Origin of the sequence: Rheinheimera sp. NSM (assembly GCF_052380015.1) — a bacterium.
GTDB lineage: Bacteria > Pseudomonadota > Gammaproteobacteria > Enterobacterales > Alteromonadaceae > Alishewanella.
Genome location: NZ_JBQTCI010000001.1, coordinates 904,461 through 921,314, shown reverse-complemented (window position 1 = coordinate 921,314; position 16,854 = coordinate 904,461). Strand labels below are relative to the sequence as shown.

Here is a 16,854-nt window from a genome sequence, read left to right as displayed (position 1 = left end):
AGCCAGTCCGGCAACCGGACTGGCTTTTGCGTACTTACGGCAGTTTGCTGCCCCATACCGAGACACCCTGCACCGACTGGGCACTAAAGGTCACGACAAACTGCGACGGTGTTTGGTGCCACTGGCGTGACAATACGCCCTCATACTGGCCGTCATCACCCAGGTTCAGCGTGATCTGCTGCTCAGTGCCAAAGTGCCAGCTGCCACTGATACTATCGTTGCCACTTGCTGCACTGCTTATCGTGCCATCGGCGCTTAGGGTGATAAGCTGCGATTGTTTGATGCTGGCAGAGATATCCTTACCGTGATTAATAAACTTATATTGCCCTGCGACTTCCTCTTCACTAATAGTGGCACTCAGCTCGGTGGCTGAGGTATTTAGCGCGGCATAGCGGTGCGGGGCCACGACCGGCCAGCCATCTTTGTTGATAAAAAACTGATGGACTCTTAGCCGGTGTTGCTCGCCCTGATCCGGAAAGCGGGTGTGGAACAGCAAAAAATACTGGCCGGTCGCTGCATCATAATAGGCTGAGTTATGGCCGGGTGATACATAACCATGACCCGGGCCGACACCCGGCTCATCGGCGCCACGGACAAACAAATGGTTACCCATAATTTTCTGGGCAAAGGGCGCAATCGACGCATCATCAAACAGCGGCAATGCCGGGTCTGATTTTACCGCTGTCATCTCATTACCCAGTGCATCCAGATAAGGGCCATCCGGTGCGGTGGCTCGGGCCACCCGCATATTGTAAGCACCGTTGGCATCCAGGCCGCCAAACGAGCTGAACAAGTAGTAATAATCACTATCGGGGCTGTACAGCACATAAGCGCCTTCAATCCGGCTGTGGTTGCCGCCCATCAGATGTTTACCGTAACCCTGCCCCGGCAGCGTTAAACCGCTGGCCGGATCCAGTTCCAGCATAAACAGGCCACCGGAATAGGAGCCGTATACCAGCCACAGCTTGCCGTTTTTATCAAAAAAGGCCTGCGGATCGACGACATTCGGATGAATAAGGGCGTTGTAAATCGTGCCGTCTTCACTGATTTCGTCCCACATGCCGGATTTCAGCAAAATCTGCTTATTAACATAAGGCCCTTCAATATTATCGGCCACCGCCACACCCAACGCCGAACGGGGCGAGTCGCCCTTGCAGGCGTTGTAGTACATATAGAACTTGCCATCTGCCAGTTGAATCACATCGGTGGCCCATAAGGTATCGGTTTGCGCCCAGGCAAAGGTTTCCTGCAATTCCGCCAGCACATCATCAAATAACGGATTATTACTGTTTACCCCTTCCGCCACCTGATACCACACCATCAGATCAGTCGATTTTGCCGCCGCCAGGTGCGAGCCAAACACATAATAGGTATCGCCGACTTTGGTGACTGATGGGTCATGCACACTAACATCGGTAAAAGTGGGACCAGCTACCACCACAGGCGGCACGTTTGAGGCTGGCGGAAAAGCCACGGCCGCTGGCGGCGTATTATTGGCATCCCCGCAGCCCCCCAGCAACAACGCCGTGGTAAGCAGGCTTAGCGAAAAAATATTGGTATTAAGTTGTTTCATATCATCCCCCCTGTCGTTTGTTGTTATTGCGGGTAAGCTCTGCTGCTGTTAACCGGCAAAACCATGCGACGAAAACAACGTAATTTAGCTGCATTGGTTTACTACAGAATCACCCTTTCACTTACTAATATTATTATATTACTTTTTAAATTTTGCCGAAAAAATCCCGCTAAAACGCCGTAACAGCCTGGTGCTACCGTGCTGCCAGCAATGGATTAGTCGGGTAAATGATCGTTAAATAACGGCAAACCATCGCTCGACCAGCCTATCTGCCGCCAACGGGTATGGCGGTTGCCGTCGCTAAGCGGCGAACCCTGCAACTGCTGAGTGTCGCGGGCATGATAAAACATCAGATCTTCACCGTTATCGCCGACCACAAAACTGTTATGGCCGGGCCCGTAGCGGTTAAACTCCGGCCGGGTCTGAAATACCGGCGCTGGCGCTTTGTGCCAGCTTTCTGGCTTAAGCAAATCAGCAGTTTCGTCCGCCCACAGTAGCCCCATGGCATAACGATGATCGGTGGCACTGGCCGAATAGGCGATAAAGATTTTGCCATGGCGGATCAGCACCGCTGCGCCTTCATTCACTTTATAGCCCTGCTGCTCCCAGCCGAATTCCGGCTGGCTGATAATCACTTCCGGTGCTTGCAGCCGGCCGGGCGTCGCCATTTTTGCCAGCAGCAAGGCGCTGTTGTAGCTTCGCTCAGCATCCTGCTGCGCCCACACCATATAGTGCTGGCCACGATGGGCAAACACCGTGGCATCGAGTGAAAAACTGTCCAGTGCGCTTTGCATCTGGCCCAGCTCCTGCCACTGCCCCTGCCTTGGATCAGCAGCGCTGTTAGCCAGCACATACATACGGATCTGAAACGGTCGCTCCGCCTCGCCGGCAGCAACATACAAATACCAGACATCGTCAATCCGGTGCAGCTCCGGCGCCCAGATATTGGCGCTCATCGGCCCACTGGCTTTTTTGCGCCATACGGTGGTCGCCTCTGCCTGCGCCAGGCCGGCGATATCCGGACTAAAACGCAGCTCTATGCGATCAAACTCCGGCACCGATGAGGTAAAGTAATAACCGTTATCCGCTTTATACACCCAGGGGTCGGCCCGGCGCGGAATAAAAGCCGCTGACACCTCGTTATTTGCTGCCAGCTGCGGCGCCACAGTTAAACTGGCAGGCTCCGTTTGGGCTATCTGGCAGCCGCTTAGCCCTGCTATGCCGGTTAATACTACTAATAATGGTAAAAGCTTCATTTAGCACCTCCGGCAAAGCGTTTTGCCAATTGCTGCCACGGCATTGCTGCCAGTTGTGGCTCGGTTAAGCCATGGTGGGGGTACTGGTAAATCAACAGATTGCCCGCCTCTGGTTGCAGGCTAAGCTGTTCAGCGCTTAAGCCTTCGGTCGCGGTGGTCACAAATAAAATATCCAGCTTAGCGCCGCCCAGCGCAACGCAGGTTGGCTGTGATACCGGTAACGAATACAACGCCGTCAGTCTACCATCCGGCGCATAGCGCGCCAGGGCACTGCCGCCCCATAAGGCACACAGCAAGTGCTCAGCGGCATCAATAATGGCACCATCCGGCTCAGTACCCGCTGGTGTGGTGGCGAAGCGTTCGGCTTTGCCAATATCGCCGCTTGCCGGGTTAAAGCGGTAGCGGTTAATCTGCTGCGTCGGGGAATCGGCGTGGTACATCAGGCTGCTGTCGCGGTTCCAGCACAGTGCATTCGGGATACGCAGGCCGCTTAACATTTGTTGACAACCCTGTTGGTCGAGCCGGTACAAACTGCCGCTGGCAGCGTTATCTGCAGCGGGCTGCTCTACCATGGTGCCGGCCCAGAACCGGCCCTGTCGGTCGACCCGGCCATCGTTAAAGCGATTGCCGCTGAGCTGCTGTGGCTTTGCCAGCCACAAGGTAGCCCCGCTATCAGGATGGTACAGCGCCAACCCCGGCGCAAAGGCCACCAGTAAGGGGTACCGGCTGGCCATGGGATCAGCAGGGTTTAATAAGCTAAAGCAGCTGATCCGTTCCGGTACTGGCCATTGGCGCAGGGTTTGCTCCGGCCAATGCAATTGAAACAAAGCTTTGCCGTGAATATCAGTCCACCAGACACTACTGCTGGCCGCATGCCAGAAAATACCTTCGCCCAGGCGGTTTTTAACGCTGATACTGGCTAATAATTGCAGATTTTCGCGTTTAGCCATGGCCGGTACTCCCGGCGGCAGTTGTTAATGCCGGACGTCGGCTTAACACTTTTTGCAGCACAATAAAGCCGAACAGCAGCAGGCCAATAACAATTTTGGTCCACCAACTGCTTAAGCTGCCATCAAAAATAATATAAGTTTGGATCACCCCCATCAGCAGCACCCCCAGCACGCTGCCAATCACAAAGCCACTGCCGCCGGTTAGCAAGGTGCCACCTATCACTACGGCAGCAATGGCATCCAGCTCCATACCCACCCCGGCCAGCGCATAGCCCGAGAAAGTGTAAAAGGTAAAAACAATACCGGCCAGCGCCGCCAGCATGCTGCTGAGGGCATAGATGCTGATAGTGGTTCGCGCTACCGGCACCCCCATCAGCTCAGCTGACTGGCTATTACCGCCCAGCGCATAGACATAAGTACCAAAACGGCTGTAATGCATCAGCAGCACCACCAGCAATAACAAGACAACAAAGATCATGGTGGACGCCCCAACCCAGCCACCACCTGGCAGGGCAAAGCCAAATTCTGCTATTGCATCATAAAAGCTATGCTCAATCGCCACCGATTCTTCACTAAGGGTGGTGGCCAGGCCTCGCGCCAGAAACATCCCTGCCAACGTAACAATAAAGGGCTGCAGTTTATAAACGTGGATTAATACGCCCATGCCGGCACCAAATAACGCCGCGCATGGCAGGATCAGCGCAAAGGCCAGCAGCGGGTGCCACTGGTACTGGCTGATCAGTAAACTGGCCGCCACGCCACTGAGGGCAATCACTGCACCGACCGATAAATCAATGCCACCGGAGATGATCACCAGCGTCATGCCCAGTGCGACGATCAGTAAAAAGGCGTTATCGCTGAACAAATTAGTCACCACGGCCAGCGAGGCAAAGCCGTCAAACTGCCAGCCGCCAATACCGAACAACAGACACAATAGTGCCGCTGTTACCCATAGGGGCAAATAGCGTAGTGCCATCATAGTTCAGCTCCTTTTGGCCGCAGCCAGCCGCTTAGCTGGCGGCGGAATGTGGCTGATTGCAACAGCAACACCAGTAGCACCACCAGGGCTTTAATCAGTAAGTTAAATTTAGGCGGTAAACCGCTGACAATAATGGTGGTACTCAGGCTTTGAATAATCAGCACACCAATAACCGACAACAGCAACGAGAAACGACCACCGCTCAGGGCCGCCCCGCCAATTACCACCGCCAGAATGGCATCCAGCTCCAGCCATAAACCAGCGTTATTGGCATCCGAGCCCTGAATATCAGCGGTGCTGATCATTCCGGCCAGCGCAGCGCAAAAGCCGGCAAAAGCGTAGACGAACAACTTAATGGCCTTATCGTTAATACCCAGATAGCGACTGGCGGTCGCATTGCAGCCTACCGCCTCAATAAATAAACCCAGTGCAGTGCGGCGCAGCAGTAGCTGGCTTACAGCAAACATGCCGATCACCAGCCAGATTGGCAGCGGTAACCCTAACCAGCTGCCGGTGCCAAGCCAGGCAAAATCGGGCCGCTGAAAAGTTACAATCTGGCCCTGATTAATCAGCTGGGCAACACCGCGCCCGGCCACCATCAGCAGTAAGGTAGCTACAATCGGCTGAATTTTCAGATAACTGACCAAAGAGCCATTTACCAATCCGGCGACAATACCGGTGGCCAGCCCGGCCAGAATCACCAGTGCCAGCGGCAAATCGGCTTGCAGCAATAAATTCGCGCATATGCTACCTGCGATAGCCATCACAGCTCCGACTGACAAATCAATGCCGCCGGTAGCGATCACCAGGCTCATGCCAATGGCCAGCAACGCTACCGGCGCACTGCGGTTTAAAATATCAATTAACGAGCCGTATAAGCGGCCATCCTGAACACTGAGTTGGAAAAAGCTGGCATCCAGCAGCAGGTTCACCGCCAATAACAGGATTAACGCTGCCAGGGGCCATAAATAACGCGCCGACGCTTTAATGCTGCCGGGGCTGTAACGAGCCAGCCGCGCCTGTTGCAAGTTGTCGGCACAAGTTTGAGTCTGTTTCATTTATCCCTCTGCAATGGCCTGCATAATATGTTGTGCGGTCATGCTATCGCCGCTGAGTTCTGCCACTTTTTGCCGGTCGCGTAGCACCACCACTTTACCGGCAAAAGCGACCAGTTCTTCCAGCTCAGACGAGGTGACCAGTAACGACATCCCCTGCTGACACAGGCTTTTGATCAGTAACAGAATTTCGGCATGGGCACCGATATCAATACCGCGGGTAGGCTCGTCCAGAATAAGCAGTTGCGGGTCAATGGCCAGCCAGCGCGCCAGGATCACTTTTTGCTGATTGCCACCACTGAGTTGTTCAATCGGTTTCTCGGCATCCGGCGTTGCTATCTGCAATTTGTCGATATACAGCGCCGCCAGTTGCTGCTGCTTTTTAGGCGCTAAGTAGCGCCACCAGCCACGGCGTGCCTGCAGCGCCAGCATAATGTTTTCGCGAATGGATAAGGGGCCGATAATGCCCTCGGTTTTACGCTCTTCCGGACACAGCGCAATGCCGGCTTTGATCGCATCGGCGGGCTGGCGCAAGCGCAGGGGTTTACCGGCAAATTGGATCTCGCCCTGGCTGAGTACATCAACGCCATACACTGCGCGGCACACTTCGGTGCGGCCAGAGCCAAGTAAACCGGCCAGGCCAACCGCCTGACCTGGTGCTACCGTTAACGAAATGCCATTGATGGAGCCGGTTACCGCAATGTTATTAAGGGCCAATAGTGACTTAACATCGGCTGCTGCGCTGGTTGTCGCCGGCTGCTGCGTCAGTTGCTGCAACTCTTTGCCCAGCATGGCTTCAATCAGCTGGCTGCGCGGTAAGTCGGCCGCCAGGTATTCGCCTACTTTACTGCCGTTGCGCAGCACGGTGATCCGATCACTTATCTGATACACCTGATCGAGAAAGTGGGTAATAAACACTATCGCCACACCCTGCTGACGCAGCTGACGCATTACCTCGAATAACATCTGCACTTCGCCGCTATCCAGGCTGGCGGTCGGCTCGTCCAGCACCAGTACTTTGGCCGACATCGCCACACCACGGGCAATGGCAATCAGCTGCTGCACGGCGACAGAGTACTGCGCCAATGCCGCGCTGACATCGATATTAAGCGAAAAGCGCTGCAATAATTGCTGCGCCTGTTGCTGCATTTTTTTATGCTGAATTAAGCCGAAGCGGCTCGGCTCATGACCGAGGAACAAGTTTTGCGCCACGCTCAGGTTAGGCAGTAAATTCACCTCCTGATACACGGTACTGATGCCGGCTTGTTGCGCTGCAGCCGGATTGCTAAAGCTGCAGTTTTGACCGTTAAAGTAAATTTCACCGCTGCTTTTGACCAACGCGCCGGTCATTACCTTAACCAGGGTAGATTTACCGGCACCGTTTTCACCCAGCAAAGCATGCACTTCGCCGGCAAACAGGCGAAAATCAACATCTTGCAGCGCTTTAACGCCGGGGAAATGTTTACAAACCTGTCTCAGCTCTAATACCAGAGATGGCGTGGTCATAAATGGCTCCTGTCCTTAGCGGCAGCGGGGGCAACAGCCACCCTGGCTGCCAGTCAGTTATTTATTAGTACGCTTCCGGTATTCGGCCGCAGCCGTCTCCTGGCTGAATAACTCGCCGGTATTATTGATGTATTTGGGAATAGCTTTATCGCCACTTAAGTAAGCGGCAATCACATCAAAGGCCGGGCCGCCCAGGTGTGGGTCCAGCTCTACCGTGGCGTTCGCTTCGCCGTCCGCCATCGCTTTAAAATAATCCGGCACGCCATCCACCGCCACCACCAGGATATCCTGGCCCGGTTTTAAGCCGGCTTCTTTAATGGCCTGAATTGCCCCCAGTGCCATTTCATCGTTGTGTGCCCATAAAGCACAGATACTGCGGCCGCCCTGCTCCGCTTTCAGGAAGCTCTCCATCACTTCTTTACCTTTGGTACGGGTGAATTCAGCGGTCTGGCTACGGATAATTTTCGACGCGGGGTATTGTGCCAACACTTCGTTAAAACCTTTGGCGCGGTCAATGGCAGCCGTGGCGCCAACAGTGCCTTGCAGTTCGACAATGGTGCAGTTGCCGTCGGTTTTTTGCATCAGCCAACGGGCGATTTTGCGGCCCTCCTCGGTAAAATCGGAAGCGATGCGGGTTAAAAATAACGAGTCGTCATTCAGCTGTACATTGCGATCGACAATCACTACCGGAATACGGGCCCGTTTGGCCTCGCGCAACACCGGCGCCCAGCCGGTTTCCACCACCGGCGCAATAATAATGGCATCGACCCGCTGGGCAATAAAACTACGTACAGCGCGGATCTGGTTTTCCTGTTTTTGCTGCGCATCAGCAAATTTTAAATCGATATTGCGCGCGGCGGCTTCTTGCTTAACTGACTCACTGAAGCTGCTGCGCCAGCCACTTTCTGACCCCACCTGCGAAAAGCCGATGGTGGTGGCCATCACTGAAGATGATAGTGCCAGCGAAGAAGCTAGCGTCAATGAAGAAGATAGTGCCAACATAGCGCTGGCGCCTAACAGACGTTTAATTTTCATACCTTGCCCCTGTTTACCGGGTATCCCGGCTACATTATTTATTGTGCGATGCCCGGGTTTGCCGTGCATCGTGTTGCGAAGCGGGGTCTGTGCCCCGTTGCTTTCGCGCTTGGCGGTTTAGCTTATCCTCTGTGTATAAAAACGATGTATAGTGCGCTGCCGGTAAGGCTGCGCCGGTGTAATTAAAATCGATGGAAACTGTGGCAGATTAACGGCATTCGGGTAAGCGTGGGTTTCAAGACAAAGCCCGGCAAATTTGGTAAGCGGCAACCCATCGGCACCGTTCAGGCTGCCATCAAGAAAATTACCGCTGTAAAACTGAATACCGGCCTCGGTGGTCAGAATGTCCATCGCCCGGCCTGAGCCCGGATCGGTCAGCACAGCCGCCAGTTGTGGCTGCTGTTTATTGATGTTATTCAACACAAAAAAATGATCATAGCCATTAGTAAGTTGCGCTATATCGCGGCCAATAGTTTTGGCCTGCTGAAAATCAAAAGCCGTGTTTGCTACCGCTAGTAAGTTGCCATCGGGTACCAATTGCTCATTAACCTGCAAGGTATGGCCGGCGTTAAGCCATAACGTATGCCCCAGCACATCGGCCCCCGGCGTAGCCGCCAGGTTCCAGTAACAATGATTAGTTAACGATAACGGCGTAAGCTTATCGGTAGTGGCGTAATAGTCGATACTCAGCTCGTTGTTGCGGTTAAGCCGGTAGCAGACTTCCAGCGCCACATTGCCGGGAAAGCCCTGATCGCCAGCAGCGCTGTGGCAGCTGAATATCACCGCCACGCTGTCGGCCTGTTGCTCAGTACGGTATTGCCAAAAACGACTGCCAAGCCCTTCCGGCCCGCCATGCAGCTGGTTGGTGCCCTCGTTGGCACGCAATCTGACCAGTTTACCATCCAACACAAAAGCAGCGTCAGCAATGCGGTTGGCCACCCGGCCAATGCTCACGCCAAAATAATACCGGTTAGTGGCCCACTGCGCCGGATCCTGATAGTTCAGCACCAGTTCGGCCGCTGTACCGCTTTCATCAAGCCGGGTAACCGACCAGATGCCGGCCCCCAGCGTCGACAGCGTAGCGGTTAAGCCATTGCCATTATCCAGCGTGATCAGCTGCACGGTTTGCGCCAACGCAGGATGCGCCAGCTCACGGCTGCTGACTGACATTACCGCTGCCATTAGCTGGCGCTCGCTACCGCAGCAGTAGTACGCTCACCATTGACCAGCCGCGAGATTTGCAGCGGATTGCCATCTTGCAGCTCTTGCGGTAACAGTGCCTGTGGGTAGTTTTGGAAACAGATTGGCCGGATAAAACGGGCAATTGACGCCGTCCCTACCGAGGTAAAACGGGCATCGGTCGCTGCCGGGAAAGGTCCGCCATGCATCATCGCATCGCATACTTCCACTCCCGTCGGGAAGTTATTAATCACCAACCGGCCCACTTTGCTGCGCAGCAACTGCACCAGTTTACTTTGCCCGGCCAATTCCGGCTCAGTGCAGTGAATAGTGCCGGTTAGCTGGCCTTTAAGGCTACTCACTACCTGGAGCAACTGATTGTTATCGTCACAGACCACTACCACCGAGGTGTGGCCAAACACTTCTTCCTGTAAATGCGGGTTGGCCAGAAAGGTGGTTGCAGCCACTTTAAATAACTGTGCCTGAGTATAAAAGCCCTGCTCTGCAGTAACGGCTGCGCCGCTGCCGGCAACGCTAACGCCAGGCTGCGCCGCCAGTTCAGCCACGCCTTTGTTATAGGCATCGGCAATATTGTCGTTCAGCATCACCCCAGCCGGCGTTTTCGCCAGCGCCTCGGCCGCGCTTTGCAAAAAGCTGTCCAGCTCTGGCCCGGCTAGCGCTACAGCGACGCCGGGGTTAACACAAAACTGACCACAGCCCAGGGTTAATGAGGCGACATAGCCCTGAGCCAGTGCTGCGCCTGATTGCTGTAGCGCCTGCGGCAGAAATACCACCGGGTTAACACTGCCCATTTCGGCGAATACCGGTATCGGTTCCGGCCGGTTATTGGCCAGTTTAAACAGTGCCATACCTCCGGCCAGTGAGCCGGTAAAACCGACTGCTTTCACGGCTGGTGCTACTACCAGCTCAGAGCCGATTTCCCGGCCCGAGCCCATTAATAACGAGAATACACCAGCGGGTAAACCACAGGCTTTAACGGCGTTATCCAACGCCTGCGCCACTAACTCACAGCTGCCGGGGTGGGAGTTATGGCCTTTTACCAGCACCGGGCAGCCTGCTGCCAGCGCTGCAGCGGTATCGCCACCGGCGACCGAGAATGCCAACGGAAAGTTGCTGGCGCCAAATACCACTACCGGCCCCAGTGGTTGGTTAATAAAGCGGATATCGGGCCGTGGCAATGGCTGGCGCTCAGGCATAGCCGTGTCAATGCGGATATCGAGATAATCCCCCGTGCGAATGGAGCTGGCAAATAAGCGCAACTGATGGCAAATACGACCGCGCTCGCCTTCCACCCGGCCCCGCGGATAACCGGTTTCCTGCATCACCCGTTCAATCAGCTCATCGCCCAGCGCCAGCACTTCCTCGGCGCAGCGCTGTAAAAACTCTGCCCGTTGCGCGGCGCTGGTAGTGGCAAAAATGGGGGCAGCAGCTTCTGCCGCGGCCACCGCTGCGGCAACCTGGGCCTTGCTGGCATAGCTTAATGTTGGGGCTATTTTCTGGCCGGTTGCCGGGTTAACGGCCTGATATTGCCCTGCTTCACCTGCCAGCCATTGGCCGTTAATCAGTTGTTTGCCGGTAATACGCATAATCTTGGTCCTGTTAAGTTAGCGCAGCTGGTTAAATCCAGCCGCCATCTACAATAAAATTTTGAGCGGTACAAAGTTTGCTGTCGTCAGAGGCGAGAAACAATGCCATCGCCGCCACATCTTCCGGCATCACGCTGTCTTTCAGACACTGGTTTTTTTCAATGTCCTTTGCCGTTTCCGGTGTCACCCAGTGGCTTAACTGTCGCTCGGTCATTACCCAACCCGGCGTTAACGTATTAACGCGGATGTTATCCGGGCCTAAATCCCGTGCCAGGCCCCGGGTTAAACCCAGTACGGCGGCTTTGGCGCTGGTATAGCCCGGCATGCCACCCTGGCTCTCGTACCAGCTCATCGAGCCAAGGTTAATCACTGAGCCACCGCCGAGTTTTTTCATCTGCGGATACACTGCCTGAATGGCGAAAAACTGATGGCGCAGGTTAATTTGCATGCGCTGATCCCAGTACTCCTCGGTTACGTCCAAAAAGTGATGCCGGGTGTCACTGGCGGCGTTATTGATCAGCACCGCAATGGCACCTAAGTCCTGCTCAGTCTGGCCGATAACCTGTTTTAGCAGGCTGATATCAGTCAGATCACATGGATAAAAGCGCAACTCGCCGTACTGGCGGCTATCATCTGGCATTGCCAGTAACCGGCTAACCAGCGCCCGGGATTCTGCTTCGAGGATATCGACAAACGCCACTTTGGCGCCCTGGCGATAAAAAGCCTCCACCAGACAAGCACCAATACCGGAACCGCCACCGGTGATAAATACCGTTTTATCCCGCAAGCTGGGATAATTGTTACTTAACTTCATAGCTAACCCTGTTTAACCGCCTGCTGTAGCAGGCGCCGTTTTTATTATGTTTAATGCGAATGTGCCGGTACCGCGGCACCGCGGCAACCCACCAGAAAGTCAAAGTCGCAGCCTTCATCGGCCTGCAGTACACGCTCGCGATACATTTCCATATAACCACCGGTACGCATAATGACCTGAGTTGATTTTAGTTTTTCCAGCCGTGCCGCCAGTTCAGCATCCGACACTTCCAGTTGCAACAGGCCATTTTCGGCATCCAGCTGAATGTAATCGCCTTCCTGCACGGCTGCCAGCGGGCCCAGTTCCATCGCTTCGGGTGTGACATGCAGCACTACTGTGCCAAAGGCGGTACCACTCATCCGCGCATCAGAAATACGCACCATATCTTTAATGCCTTTTTTCAGCACCTTAGGCGGCAGGCCCATATTGCCAACTTCGGCCATGCCGGGGTAGCCTTTCGGGCCACAGTTTTTCAGTACCATCACGCTGTTTTCGTCTATATCCAGCTCAGGGTCGTTAATGCGTGCTTTGTACTGATCAAAGTTTTCAAATACTACCGCTTTACCACGGTGCTTCATCAGATGCGGGCTGGCGGCAGAGGGCTTTAATACCGCACCACGTGGCGCCAGATTACCGCGTAAGATACAGATGCCACCGTTCGCCACCAGCGGGTTATCCAATGGCCGGATCACATCATCGTTATGGCATTGCGCGTCTTTAACGTTGTCCCAGATAGTTTTGCCGTTTACCGTCAGCGCGTCTTTTGTCAGCACACCGAGCTCACCCAGCCGGCGATGCACGGCCGGTAAGCCACCGGCGTAGTAGAATTCTTCCATCAGATATTTGCCGGATGGTTGTAAATTCACAATGGTCGGCACACCGCGGCCATGTTCCCAGTCGTCCAGGCTTAAATCTACGCCAATCCGCCCGGCGATAGCTTTTAAATGGATCACGGCATTGGTTGAGCCACCAATCGCAGCATTGGTGCGGATAGCATTTAAAAACGCCTCTTTGGTCAGAATTTTCGACAGACGTAAATCCTCATGCACCATCTCAACAATGCGCATGCCGGACAGATGCGCCAGCACATAACGGCGCGAATCCACCGCCGGAATAGCGGCATTATGTGGCAGGCTGGTACCAAGCGACTCCGCCATACAGGCCATGGTAGAGGCGGTGCCCATAGTATTACAGGTACCTGCTGAGCGTGACATGCCGGCTTCAGCACTTAAAAACTCGTTCATATCGATATTGCCGGCTTTTAAATCCTCGTGCATCCGCCACACCAGGGTACCGGAGCCAACATCCTGGCCTTTATGTTTACCATTTAACATAGGACCACCGGTCACCACTATGGTGGGCAAGTCGCAGCTGGCAGCACCCATTAATAGCGCCGGGGTGGTTTTATCACAGCCCACCAACAGCACTACGCCGTCTATCGGGTTACCGCGGATAGACTCTTCAGTATCCATCGCCGCCAGGTTACGGGTCAGCATAGCAGTAGGGCGTAAATTCGACTCGCCGTTGGAGAACACCGGAAACTCAACCGGAATACCACCTGCTTCACGAATACCATTTTTTACCCGTTCAGCAATTTCCCGAAAATGGGCATTGCACGGCGTTAACTCTGACCAGGTATTACAGACACCAATAACCGGCCTGCCCTGAAAGTGGTGATCCGGAATACCCTGATTTTTCATCCAGCTGCGGTACATAAAACCGTTTTTGTCATTAGTACCGAACCAGCTTGCTGAACGTAATACTGTGTTGTTGCCACTCTTTTTGTCGTCGTTATCTGCCATGGTTGCATCTCGCAATAGCTTAATTTAATATTATTGTATTACTAATACTAAAACCTTGGAAAGGTTACAAGTGATTTTTTTTCTCCGGCAGCAAAATCAGCAAGGTGCCAATGGGGTAAAACAGCTGTCAAAGCAGCTAATTAGTAATACTATAATTCAAATATGGCAATTACAAATACCGACAGGGGGCTTATGAAAACTCTACTACTGCTACTGGGCTTAAGCTGGGCACTGGCTGCCAGCGCTAACCCGATTTTCAAGGACATACGCACCGCCGATCCGGCGGCGATAGTGCACAATGACACCGTATACCTGTACACCGGCCATGATGAAGCACCAGACAACAAAGGCTTTTTTGTCATGCATGACTGGCTGGTGTTTTCATCGACCGATATGCTGAACTGGCAGCGCCATGGCCCTAAACTCAGCACCAAAGACTTTAAATGGGCCAAAGGCGATGCCTGGGCCTCACATGTGATTGAAAAGAATGGTAAGTTCTATTGGTTTGTTACCGTGCGCCACGCCACTATTAACGGCTTTGCTATCGGTGTTGCCGTGGCCGACAGCCCGCTGGGGCCGTTTAAAGATGCCTTAGGTAAGGCACTCATTACCAATGATATGACCACCGACACCAAGATTGACTGGGATGATATTGACCCGGCGGTATTTACCGACGATGACGGCCAGTCCTATCTGTTCTGGGGTAATACCAAGGCACGCTACGCCAAGCTGAAAGACAATATGATGGAACTGGATGGCCCTATTAACACCATCGATGTGCCCGATTTTACTGAAGCCTTATGGGTGCATAAACGTGGCGACATTTACTATCTGTCCTATGCCTCCGGCTTTCCGGAAAAAATTGCCTATGCCACCAGCAAAAGTATTCACGGCCCCTGGCAGTATCGCGGCATTTTGAACGAAGTGGCCGGCAATTCGCCGACCAACCATCAGTCGATTATTGAGTTTAAAGATAAATGGTTCTTTATCTACCACACCGGCGCATCGCAACCTGACGGCGGCGAATTTCGCCGTGCAGTGGCGATAGATCCGCTGTATTACAACGAAGATGGCAGCATTAAACGCATCATCATGACATCGGAAGGTATCACCGAACCGGTGAGATAGTTTTTATTTCCCGGTAGCGAGCCAAGCGCTGCTGCCGGCTTTTTCATACTGTGAGGAATACCATGCGTCTTATTCAGTTTTATACATCAGACAAGCAGCGCGCTGTAGCTATTGTTAATTCAGCCGACAGCGTAACAGTGTTGCATAGCGTCAGTTCGGTTTATCAGCTGGCACAGCTGGCGCTGAGCAACCAACTGTCGCTGCAACAGCAAAGTCAGGTCCTTAAAAGCGACACCACCTTAGACTACACTGACATTATTCAGCAACAGCGCTTGCTGCCGCCCTATGATCACCCGGACGATGTTGCCCATATGCTGGTAACGGGCACCGGCCTGACCCACTTAGGCAGCGCCGACACCCGAGCCACTATGCACGCACAGACCTCCGGCAAAGCCGACTCTGAGCTGACCGATACGATGAAAATGTTTAAGCTGGGAGTAGAAGGCGGCAAGCCTGCAGCCGGCCGGCAGGGTGTGCAGCCGGAATGGTTTTATAAAGGCGATGGCAGCATAGTGGTGGCGCCAGGGGCAGCGTTAACCTCCCCTGCGTTTGCGTTAGATGGCGGCGAAGAGCCGGAAATTGCCGGTTTGTACCTGATTGGCCCGGATGGCCAACCTTACCGGCTGGGCTTTGCTATCGGCAACGAGTTTTCTGATCATAAAACCGAGCGGCAGAACTACCTGTATCTGGCGCATTCCAAGCTGCGGCCATGCTCTTTTGGCCCTGAGTTATTGGTCGGCGAGTTGCCGGATGATATCCGCGGCCAGTCGCGGATTATCCGAAACGGCGAAACCGTGTGGCAAAAACCTTTTGTCAGCGGCGAGCAGAATATGTCACACAGTATTGCCAACCTTGAAACGCACCATTTTAAATACCGCCAGTTCTGCCGCCCTGGCGACGCCCATGTGCATTTTTTTGGTACCGCAACCTTAAGCTTTGGCGATGGCTTTGAAACCCGGGCCGGTGATGTGTTTGAAATTGGCGCAACGCCATTTGGCCAGCCACTGCAAAATACCCTGGCTGTCGATCATGATGTAAGTGTGCAAGTTAAAGCGCTGTAGCTGTAACGCAGAGATGGCAAGGCAGTAAGCCAAAAGGTTAATTAACAACTATTGGTTTACTGCTTATTTTCAGCGTACAGCTTAGTGTTTTAAGCGCCGCTGCCGGTAAAATTGCTCAGGGCATAATCGAGGTTTTCTTTTGACCGGCTGAGCAAACGCGACATGGCTTGTTTCGCGCCTTGCGCATCGCCTGCTGCTATTGCCTCATACACCGCTTTGTGTGCCGGCAGGGCTTCGGTATATTCATCGCCAATTGAACTGCTCAGACGGAATAAGCCCATCAACGCCGTTTGAATGGTCATGCCCAGCGAAATCATAAATTCATTATTAGTTGCATTCAGCACACAGAGATGGAAATTCAGATCGCTGGAGAATACTTCATCAGTGCCCAGCTTAGCTTTTTCCATATCTTTATAAGCTTTGGCCAGCAATTTTATCTGCTCAGCAGTACTGTTTTTCGCAGCCAGCTCTGCGGAGGCCGGCTCAAAAATTTCCCGCACTTCAAACAAGGAGACAAAAAACTTTGGCGTAGGCTTAGACTCAAAACACCAACTGAGTATTTCGGTATCAAACATATTCCAGTATTGCCGCGGCCGCACACGGGTGCCCAGCTTGGGGCGTGCCTCTATCAGGCCTTTGGCAGTGAGAATTTTGAAGGCTTCACGCAGCGCGGTGCGCGATACATCCAGTTCTGCTCCAATGGCAGCTTCGTTCGGAATATATTCACCCGGCGTATAAACCCCACTGACAATTCGGGTTCCCAGCTCTTCGGCCACCCAACCATGGATACTTTGCGGACGATTTCTGCCTGCAGCCATTCAGTTTCCCCTTGCTTACACCAGTACTATCAGCCGTAACCGCTTAACTGTGCTAATACTACTACAATAATATATATCCTATCTTATTAAT

At 53.5% G+C, this 16,854-nt stretch carries 14 protein-coding genes; 2 read left to right on the top strand and 12 right to left on the bottom strand.

Features of this window, described 5'->3' with window-relative positions:
• Nucleotides 1-34 precede the first annotated feature (34 nt).
• The 11 genes from ACTZWV_RS04070 to ACTZWV_RS04020 form a co-directional block, all read right to left on the bottom strand.
• On the bottom strand, nt 35-1,573 hold the full coding sequence (locus ACTZWV_RS04070) for a glycoside hydrolase family 43 protein (protein ID WP_444785310.1): 1,539 nt from the start codon (nt 1,571-1,573) through the stop codon (nt 35-37).
• A 215-nt stretch (nt 1,574-1,788) separates the two neighbouring features.
• Entirely contained in the window at nt 1,789-2,829 is a 1,041-nt protein-coding gene (locus ACTZWV_RS04065) for a glycoside hydrolase family 43 protein (protein WP_444785309.1), read from the bottom strand.
• Nucleotides 2,826-3,779, bottom strand: a complete 954-nt coding sequence (locus tag ACTZWV_RS04060) for an SMP-30/gluconolactonase/LRE family protein (protein WP_444785308.1) — start codon at nt 3,777-3,779, stop codon at nt 2,826-2,828. The genes ACTZWV_RS04065 and ACTZWV_RS04060 overlap by 4 nt, the downstream gene beginning before the upstream one ends.
• Complete coding sequence (gene yjfF / locus ACTZWV_RS04055; protein ID WP_444785307.1) at nt 3,772-4,758, bottom strand: galactofuranose ABC transporter, permease protein YjfF; 987 nt, start codon at nt 4,756-4,758, stop codon at nt 3,772-3,774. The genes ACTZWV_RS04060 and yjfF overlap by 8 nt, the downstream gene beginning before the upstream one ends.
• Entirely contained in the window at nt 4,755-5,816 is a 1,062-nt protein-coding gene (locus ACTZWV_RS04050; RefSeq protein WP_444785306.1) for an ABC transporter permease, read from the bottom strand. Before ACTZWV_RS04050 ends, yjfF begins: the two co-directional genes overlap by 4 nt.
• Nucleotides 5,817-7,319 (bottom strand): sugar ABC transporter ATP-binding protein, encoded by a 1,503-nt coding sequence (locus ACTZWV_RS04045; protein ID WP_444785305.1) that lies wholly within the window; start codon nt 7,317-7,319, stop codon nt 5,817-5,819.
• A 57-nt stretch (nt 7,320-7,376) separates the two neighbouring features.
• Complete coding sequence (locus tag ACTZWV_RS04040; RefSeq protein ID WP_444785304.1) at nt 7,377-8,354, bottom strand: ABC transporter substrate-binding protein; 978 nt, start codon at nt 8,352-8,354, stop codon at nt 7,377-7,379.
• Between the two features lie 117 nt (nt 8,355-8,471).
• Nucleotides 8,472-9,524 carry an aldose epimerase family protein gene (locus ACTZWV_RS04035; protein WP_444785303.1) on the bottom strand — a complete coding sequence of 351 codons (1,053 nt, stop codon included), beginning with the start codon at nt 9,522-9,524 and terminating at the stop codon, nt 8,472-8,474.
• 11 nt (nt 9,525-9,535) lie between these two features.
• On the bottom strand, nt 9,536-11,140 hold the full coding sequence (locus ACTZWV_RS04030) for an aldehyde dehydrogenase (NADP(+)) (protein WP_444785302.1): 1,605 nt from the start codon (nt 11,138-11,140) through the stop codon (nt 9,536-9,538).
• A 31-nt stretch (nt 11,141-11,171) separates the two neighbouring features.
• The gene (locus tag ACTZWV_RS04025) at nt 11,172-11,954 is read right to left on the bottom strand and encodes an SDR family NAD(P)-dependent oxidoreductase (RefSeq protein WP_444785301.1); all 783 of its coding nucleotides are present in this window, start codon (nt 11,952-11,954) and stop codon (nt 11,172-11,174) included.
• A gap of 50 nt (nt 11,955-12,004) precedes the next feature.
• A complete protein-coding gene (locus ACTZWV_RS04020; RefSeq protein WP_444785300.1) occupies nt 12,005-13,756 on the bottom strand; it encodes an IlvD/Edd family dehydratase in 1,752 nt (583 codons plus the stop codon).
• A gap of 192 nt (nt 13,757-13,948) precedes the next feature.
• Here ACTZWV_RS04020 and ACTZWV_RS04015 point away from each other — a divergent pair, with 192 nt between their 5' ends.
• On the top strand, nt 13,949-14,884 hold the full coding sequence (locus tag ACTZWV_RS04015) for a glycoside hydrolase family 43 protein (protein WP_444785299.1): 936 nt from the start codon (nt 13,949-13,951) through the stop codon (nt 14,882-14,884).
• 62 nt (nt 14,885-14,946) lie between these two features.
• Nucleotides 14,947-15,945 carry an AraD1 family protein gene (araD1, locus tag ACTZWV_RS04010; protein WP_444785298.1) on the top strand — a complete coding sequence of 333 codons (999 nt, stop codon included), beginning with the start codon at nt 14,947-14,949 and terminating at the stop codon, nt 15,943-15,945.
• A gap of 89 nt (nt 15,946-16,034) precedes the next feature.
• Here araD1 and ACTZWV_RS04005 read toward each other — a convergent pair whose 3' ends face one another.
• On the bottom strand, nt 16,035-16,763 hold the full coding sequence (locus tag ACTZWV_RS04005) for a FadR/GntR family transcriptional regulator (protein WP_444785297.1): 729 nt from the start codon (nt 16,761-16,763) through the stop codon (nt 16,035-16,037).
• Nucleotides 16,764-16,854: the final 91 nt, after the last annotated feature.